This is a genomic window from Flectobacillus sp. (genome assembly GCF_049240685.1).
Classification (GTDB): domain Bacteria; phylum Bacteroidota; class Bacteroidia; order Cytophagales; family Spirosomataceae; genus Flectobacillus.
Map to the genome: position 1 here is coordinate 1 of NZ_JBMLSD010000024.1, position 8,641 is coordinate 8,641.

4 protein-coding genes are annotated in these 8,641 nt (G+C 40.2%); all 4 read right to left on the reverse strand.

Translation table 11 applies throughout. The annotated features are described in order from the left end of the window. Positions 1 to 2: 2 nt before the first annotated feature. Positions 3 to 1,610, reverse strand: coding sequence for a family 16 glycosylhydrolase (locus ACOVQ4_RS01140; protein ID WP_421818832.1), 1,608 nt, complete (start codon positions 1,608 to 1,610; stop codon positions 3 to 5). 122 nt (positions 1,611 to 1,732) lie between these two features. Continuing rightward, positions 1,733 to 3,313 (reverse strand): PKD domain-containing protein, encoded by a 1,581-nt coding sequence (locus tag ACOVQ4_RS01145; RefSeq protein ID WP_421818833.1) that lies wholly within the window; start codon positions 3,311 to 3,313, stop codon positions 1,733 to 1,735. Positions 3,314 to 3,336: 23 nt separating this feature from the next. Further along, positions 3,337 to 4,836, reverse strand: coding sequence for a RagB/SusD family nutrient uptake outer membrane protein (locus tag ACOVQ4_RS01150; RefSeq protein ID WP_421818834.1), 1,500 nt, complete (start codon positions 4,834 to 4,836; stop codon positions 3,337 to 3,339). 47 nt (positions 4,837 to 4,883) lie between these two features. Continuing rightward, a complete protein-coding gene (locus tag ACOVQ4_RS01155) occupies positions 4,884 to 8,333 on the reverse strand; it encodes a SusC/RagA family TonB-linked outer membrane protein (RefSeq protein WP_421818835.1) in 3,450 nt (1,149 codons plus the stop codon). Between the last annotated feature and the right edge of the window lie 308 nt (positions 8,334 to 8,641).

The following is an 8,641-nucleotide window of genomic DNA, read 5'->3' on the forward strand; positions in this document are numbered from 1 at the left end:
TTTTATTGATAAACTCTGATATAGTCTACCTCCATAGTAGCCGAAGTAAAGGCTGGGTCAATTGTGCCACCTAGGTTTCCACCCATGGCAATATTCATGATAAAGAAAAAGTCTTTATTGAATGGCAATGAACTATTATTGGCAAAAGTGTAATATAGTTTATCATCAACATAAAATTTGATACTACTTGCTGACCAATCAATAGAATAAATATGAAATTCGCTTGAGGCATTAGTAATAGTGGTACTTCCTCCAATTGCATTACCTCCCGAACGACCTGGATAATGTAGTGTTCCTAGTATTACATTTGGTTTGTTGCCTACCATTTCCATAATATCAATTTCGCCACAGGCTGGCCACCCTACAGTCTGGATATTTGACCCCAACATCCATAGCGCTGGCCATGTACCGCCACCAGCTGGCAGTTTGGCACGAATGTCCACACGTCCATAGGTAATCGAATACTTATTGAGAGAAAGTAAACGAGCCGAGGTATAATTAGAGCCTTGATAATTCTCTTTCTTCGCGGTGATTTTCAAAACACCTCCTTGAACTACTGCATTTTCTGGACGACTCGTGTAATATTGAACCTCGTTGTTACCCCAACCGTTGTTATTTCCCAAATCATACCCCCAAACCGCAGGGTTTGGAGCACCATCTGTATTGAATTCGTCAGACCAAACGAGTTTCTTTTCAGTCACTGGCGTAGTTGCTGACTTAGGTTTTAGCTTCATATACCACGCGTTACCATCTGAGCCAATACTTCTAAGCGTCATACTATTTTCTGAAAGTGCCAAAATTTCATAGGTCGTTCCTCCTGTTCCAAAATTTACAATACCATTACCTGGTACTCTGAATTGTACTCTTGTAGAGTTGGAAGACGTAGACGCCGAGGTAGCAGGTGAGAAAGTCAAGGTTTTTGTGCCACCCGTACTCAAATCATAACAACCATCAGGCCCAGATAAGCCATAAAATGAAGTAGCAGCGCCAATCAAGGATGACTGACCTTTATTATCCACATTCAAGGTAATTTGATTATTAGCCGTTTTTGCAAATGTAATTTCGTCATCATACAAACAGGCTGGTCTTTGGTTTGGCTCTGCTGCATACCAGCTCGGCGTAAAACCATCCGAAGGACCCACTCCTACATGCCCTATTGCCTCATTATCCGTAATCCAAACTTTTGAACCTGTACCTGTCATTGCGGTAAGGATATTACTTGGTATTTCGAATGCTACAAACACTTTCACTTTTTTACTAAGAGTGGTCATGGCTCCACCAGTCCCAATCGCATTTACCGAAATCACATATTCGTTAGTGCCAGGATTTGCATATCGGTAAGCCACTTTTCCAGATGGAACCATCTGAGAGTTGCCATCACCAAAGTCTATTTTGTAAGATAATGCCTGACCTGCTTGTGCTGCAATATTGACACTTCCAGAACCATTACCATTTGGATTATTAGCGTCTACTCCGATTACGTCAGCGACAACAGTCAAATTACTTGGCGTAATAATATCACCAAACCCAAACTCTGTTTGCTTACAGGCCGCTAGACCCAATGTACTCACAGACACCAGTGTTATGATTGATTTTATTGTATATTTCATAAAAGTCAAAATCTAAATATGAATAAATATTGTTAGAAAACCTGTCTGGCGCGTATTTGTGAAGAATGATAGATTATTCACAAATCACCATTATTCAGACCTTTTCTTTTTTTTAATCCAATTTACTGAAGGATAATATCATCAAACCAATAAGTAAAATTAGCTGAGCCATCTCCCATCGTTCCTAAATCAAAAATCAGCACTATTTTTTGATAAGATTGGTTAGTATTAATAGCGCTGTAGTCGAAGGTCAGTTCTTCCCAAGCGTTCGCTTTGGTGGTAGTTACTTCCTTCTCAAAACTAACCGCCCCATTGGTTAGATTTTCTACTTTTAAAAGAACCTTAGCTCCAACTCTTGGAGAATACACCTTCATTTTGAAGGTTTTTTTAGTAGAAAAATCAATAGGTGACTCCAAAGAGATAAACGACCCTCCCCAAGGTTGTCCAGCCGCTTTCACCATTTTACCAACTTTCATTGAGGTATTAATACCTGTCTTTTGTGGATTTTCAACTACACTGGCATTGCCCCCATCAAAATTGACGAAATCATAATTCAAAGCAGAAGATTCAAACGTCAATGGTACTGTCAGGCTTTCAGCTGTAACAGGTTTGTACAATCGAATATCGTCAAATAAGAAAGTGTAATTAGCAGAACCGTCGCCCATAGTGCCTAAGTCAAAAATCAAAACAATCTTATGGTAGGCGTTGCTCGTATTAATCGCACTAAAATCAAAACTTAGGTCTTCCCAAGCGTTCGCTTTTGTGGTAGCTACTTCTTTTTCATAACTAATGCTTCCGTCGGTAGCATTTTCTACTTTTAATAATACTTTTGCCCCAACTCTTGGAGAAAATACTTTCATCGCAAAGAATTTATTCACCGAAAAATCTATCGCACTTCCTAAAGTAATCAAACTACCACCCCAAGGCTGACCTGCGTATTTGATCATTCTACCCACTCTTGAAGAAGTATTGATACCACTTTTCTGAGGGTTGTTGATGATACTTACCGAACCACCATCGAAATTAGAGAAAGTATATTCCTGTCCCGTCGTTTCAAAGTCTAGCGGAAGCATAACAGGGCTAACAATCGTTACATTTTGGGTCACCGTTGTACTAGCTGCACCACCGCTCAGCGCTACCACTTTGATGGTGAATGTACCAACAGAATTATAAGTATAGCTTATCGTTTGTCCTTCGTTGAATGAGACAGGCACTTCGTTGGCAGTTTCGCCAAAATAGGCTTTGAAATTTGTTTCGTACAAACCTTTAGCCGTTACATTGACTTTTTTCGGATTAGTTGGGTCAATAGTGGCAGTCATTTCAACATTTTCTGGAGCTTTGAAAGATACAGTTAAAGGTAAAGTCGTTTCGGTACTCTTTCCTCCCACATTAAATCCTTTCACAACTACGCTATGATTGCCTTCAGGATATTTCCACTGAACTTTACCACCAGGGTTAACTGTTGCAGGTGCAGCACCCGCCAGGCCAGAAGCTACCGAAAAGTAGGCAACGCCTTCACCATTTGGCGTTATGGTTACCATACCTGTATTATCCTGAGTGATTTCAAATAAAGCCGAAAGCTTACTTGGAGCACTTGCTTTATCCACAAATGCAATATCAGTATAGAGTTGGTCTTGACAAGATGGCAATACTAATACTGCCAGTGCCAATCCAATGCTGGATGCTATATTTTTGAGATTCATGTTTTTCAAAGAAAAAATTGAGATTAATAACCAGGGTTTTGAACAAGTCCAGACACTTCAATCTCGACTTGTGGAATAGGGAAAATTTCATTTTTGCCTACTTTAAAACCCGTCAACTTTGTAGCAGCTTGACCAGTTCTTACAAGGTCAAAGAAGCGGTCACCTTCCATACCCAATTCAAGGCGGCGCTCCTTCCAGATGGCATCTCGAAGGTTTGTGCCTGTAGCAGCCACATTGTGGTTATTATCGCCAAATGCTCTTTGACGAACTCTGTTGAGATATACTAATGCCGTTGCATCATCTGGAGAGGTTTTGCGGTTTAGAGCCTCTGCATACATCAGATACACATCCGACAAGCGTATGATACGTTGATTATTCAAGTAGTTCAACTCAATCTGTCCACTTGATTCTCCCTTGCGAGGAAGGTATTTCTGATTGTACAGCCCTGTATTTTTGTACGGCGCTACTTGATAAGTAATATTGAAACTAGGATTTGCAGCCTTGTATGCCTCAATATCCAGACAAGTCACGGCTTTGCGGCTATCGCCAGCCTCATAAGCATTAGCCAAATCTTGAGTAGGCAAATTGGTACTCCAGCCCGCAGCATAAGGGCTATTGCCAGTTAAGCCACGAATACCACATTGTTGAACAGCATAGTTGCCTTGCCCACGTGTGGGACCTCCCCAGTTGTAATACGGAGAGGCGTTTGAATATTGAATTTCAAACACCGCTTCAGAACCATTTTCGCCAGATTGTAAGAAGATGTTTCCGAAATTACTGACCAACGAATAAGGACCATCTATCACACTTTTTAGTACTGGTGCGGCAGCGTCAAATTTGTTTTGATAGAGGTATACCTTGCCTAAAAGCGCCTGAGCAGCATATTTGGTAATTCGTCCATTTTTAGGGTCAGTAGTTGGCAGTACCGCAATGGCGTTGGTCAAATCCTTTTCAATTTGAGCATAAACCTCAGCAGGTTTGGCTTGCTTGAGCGTTCTGGAATCCGCAATACCCAATTTTTTATCAACAAATAAAGGAACATTTCCAAACATTTTTACCAAGGTAAAATAATAGTAGGCTCTCAAAAAGGCCACCTCACCATATAAGGCATCTTTCCCTGTAAAGTTGACAGCCACACCAGCAGGGTTTGTATCCTTAAACTGATAAAGATAATTTGCACGGTTGATACCTTCGTAGGCAGCCTTCCAAATTTCGGTCAATGTTCCATTTTGGCTGTTTACCAAAAAGTCGTCTATTTGTTGTAAATCCAATACGTCCGAGGCATTTTCGCCACCTGATACGGCATTATCTGAGGCAATATCCCCAACGGGCACTACCTGATTTAGCCACTGCATTGGCGTATAAACGCTTACGCCCATACTTCTGTAGTCGGATTCAGACTTAAGGTAATCTGCATCTGTTACCTTATAATCGTCTTTTGGACTGTAGTCAACCCATTGGGTGCATCCTCCACAAAGTGCCCCAAAGACCAAAAATGTATATATGTATTTTTTCGTATTCATAATCCAGTACCGAGCTAGCGCTGTCGGTGTTTTTTAATAAGATTAAACTAAAATTTCAAGTCAAGTCCTAATGACCAAGTACGTGCCTGTGGATATACCCCACGGTCAACACCCGTATCCAAAATTCCTCCTGGGATTTCTGGGTCAAAACCTGAATAGCGAGTAAATGTGTAAGCATTTTTTACTTGTGCATATACACGAATCTTACTAAATACTTTGTTGGATACCCAGCTAGTTGGCAATGTGTATCCAACCTGAATATTTTTTATTTTTACAAAAGAACCATCATCCACGTATCTGTCTGACACACGAATGTTGCTATTGGCATCTACAAAAGAAAAACGAGGAAATTTGGCATCGTTGGTTGAGCCCTCACCCGTCCAGCGACCTAAAACGCTTCTATCTTTATTAGAATAAATAGCATTTCTCTCATAAGCACGATATACATCGTTTCCGACCGAAGCGTAAGTAAACATCGTAAAATCAAAGTTTTTCAGACTTAAGCTGAGGTTCCAGCCCATCGTAAAATCAGGGAACGGATTGCCTATTTCTGTTTTATCGAGGTCATTGATAATGCCATCCTTGTTTACATCCACAAAGCGAATATCTCCCGGCACAGCTCCTGTCTGTGTTGGGGCTTCACTGATTTGTGTAGCATTTTGGAATAAACCTGCAGTTTTGTAACCGTAGAAATACCCTGGTGCAAATCCTTGTTGGAAACGAGTAACACTCTGAGATTGACCATTGAAATAGTACCCTCCTGGAATAATGGCAGTACCGTCTGAGTTAGTTGCGGTCACTAGGTTTTTAGCAGTGGTAAAAGTAATGTTTGTACTGAACTGTCCTTGTTTTGAAATGGGATACGTAAAACCTAAATTCAAATCAATACCACTACTTTTGGTAGAACCAATATTAGCGGTTGGAGGTGCGGCTGTTCCTAGATAGAGAGATACAGAAGGCGTAAATAGAAGACCATCCACAGATTTATCAAAATAATCGGCGGAAAGTGACCAATATTTCCCGAAACGAGCATCAAAACCTATGTTAGTTTGAATCTGTTTTTCCCAACGCAAGGTCGTATTGGCATAAGAACCAACCGTCGAACCACTCACAAAAGTATTTCCGAAGGTATAGCCGTTGCTATTGGCATCGCCCGCATAGCTTGGTCCGCCCGAAATAATACCAACATATTGTGGACTTACATTTTCGTTACCAATTGTACCGTAGCTTCCTCTGATTTTGAGATAATTAATAAAATCTACGTTAAAAAAATCTTCACTAGAAACTACCCACCCTAGAGAACCTGCGTAGAAATTGGCAAACTTGTTGTCAATCCCAAAAGCATAAGAACCATCACGACGAGCAGAAAATGACACTAAATATTTGTCTTTCCAATCGTAATTGACACGTCCAAAATAAGAAAGGTTTTTACGGAAATATTGACTATTTCCCATCGAAATAGCATTAACATTGTCGGCTGTATTAACGCCTGTTGCGGCAGTTATATCAGCAAATTCCCATGAGTTAAACGGCACATCTTGGCGAGAACCGTTGGTTTCGTCACCCGAAACTTTGGCTAGTGAAATACCCGCAACGGTTTCAAAATGGTGCTCATTTGGGAGTGTAAAATTGTATGTTCCGAATGTTTCGAATGTGTAAGTATTATCAGTACGTTTTGATTCATAAACACTATTATGACGACCCGTAACGGTGGAACCATCGGCATTCATGGTATTTTCAACATTGAGTGGACCGTAGAAAGCCAGAGGAGTAAATGACTTAAAGGTATTATTCCAATTGGTATAGCCAAATCGAGAAGCAAGCGTTAGGTTTTTAATAACCTCATATTGCAACTCTAATTTACCATACCATTTGTTTCCATTACTTTGGTTGTAGTTGTTGTCAAGCTTAGTTAATGGGTTAAAAATTTCGGATAACAACAAATTACTAAATCCATATTTCCCGACGGTATTTGGTACGGTATTCAAAACAGGAACAGTTGGGTCAAAATTGAGTGCACTACCAATAATCGAGTTAAATGAATTCTCTTGAACTCCAACGCTTTGAATATTTACAAAGCTGGTATTTGATAGTAATTTAACTTTTTTACTAAGTTGAAAAGTCAAATTTGAAGTCAAATTCAAACGGTTAAAGTTTGAGTTTTTTCCACCGCCTACAATACCATCTTGCCCAGTATAGCCTCCAGAAACAAAATACTGCACTTGCTCGCTTCCGCCACGAACCGTAACATTGTGCGATTGCAAAGGAGCTTCTTTGAAGATTTGCTTTTGCCAGTTTGTTCCAACACCAACACTTGATAAATCTTTGAAAATCAGACCGCCACCCGCTAAAGTACTTCCTTCGTTAAGGATTGCGGCGTATTCTGTAGCGTTGAGTACTCCTATGGTTCTCATCACTTGTTGTACACCGTAGTTTGAACTTACCGAAACTTCAGCTTTTTGATTTTTCGCCCCGTTTTTAGTAGTTACTACAATTACCCCATTTCCTCCTTTTACTCCATAAATCGCCGTCGTTGCAGCATCTTTCAAAACGTTCATTGATTCGATATCTGCTGCATTAATAGCGTTCAAGTCATTTAAGGTTTGAGGAACACCATCGATAATTACCACAGGGTCGGTACCCGAAAAAGAAGGAATACCGCGAATCAACACCGTTGGCTTAGAGCCTGGAGAACCATTCGAGATAATCGTTACCCCAGACGCACGACCTTGCAGAGCATCTTCAGGTCGTACAGGACGAAGTCGCTCTATATCAGCACCTTTCACCGTGGCAATAGCACCAGATACATTTGTAACCTTTTGAGTACCATATCCTACCACTACTACTTCACCTAGATTTTGGGTATCAGGATTGAGACTAATATTTACTGTAAATCTATTTCCTACCACTACTTCAGCCTTGATATAACCTACCGAGGTTATGACAAGAACTGCTTTCTCATCAGGAACAGTCAGGGTATAATTACCTTGCTCGTCAGTTACAGTACCTAGATTGGTACCCTTTATGGCGATACTTACTCCGGGAATTCCATCACCTTTTTCGGCGTCGGTAATTTTCCCTTTGATAGTTTGAGCCACGCTTGAAGTCACTTTGTTTTCTAAAAAACCTCCCACTTCTGTACGTTTGAGCAGGATTTTTCGGTCTACAACTTCGTATGATATTTTGAGAGGTTTTAAAAGACTTTCCAATAGAGTAGAAAGCTTTTCTTTTTTGGCCGAAATAGAAACTTTACGCCCAGAAGCGATAAGCTGCGGACTATACATAAATTTCACATGAGCTTCTTGCTCAAGTGTTTCCAACACTTTTTCAAAAGCCTGATTAGTAGAGACAATGCTCACTTTTTGGTCGAGTAAATCTTGAGCTTTTACATTCCCAGCATTGGCAATAGACATGCACAAAACTGAGACAATCATCTGCACGAAGGAGATTCGCATAATCTTGATTGGAATCTTAGTGAATTGTCGTTTTTTTGACATAATTTTGATTGGTTGGTTGAAAAACTGACATAAAGCATCCTGTCCATCAAAAATCTTGATGAAAAGCCTGAGAAACTTTCGGATGTACATGAACAAGTCGATGGTGTTGGTAGCACCGTCGGCTTTTTTTATTTGAGCGAGATTTCAATGATCTATCCACTCATCGGAGGTGATTTTGATTTATAGAAAAAAGGCATTTAGAGTAAATTTGAGATTGTTGATTGTTTTTGATTGATAAAAAATAAGTTTAGCTAGCAACTTTTGGGCTTTCGGCTCTCAGCTAAGGGCTCTCAGAAAAACATTTCTCA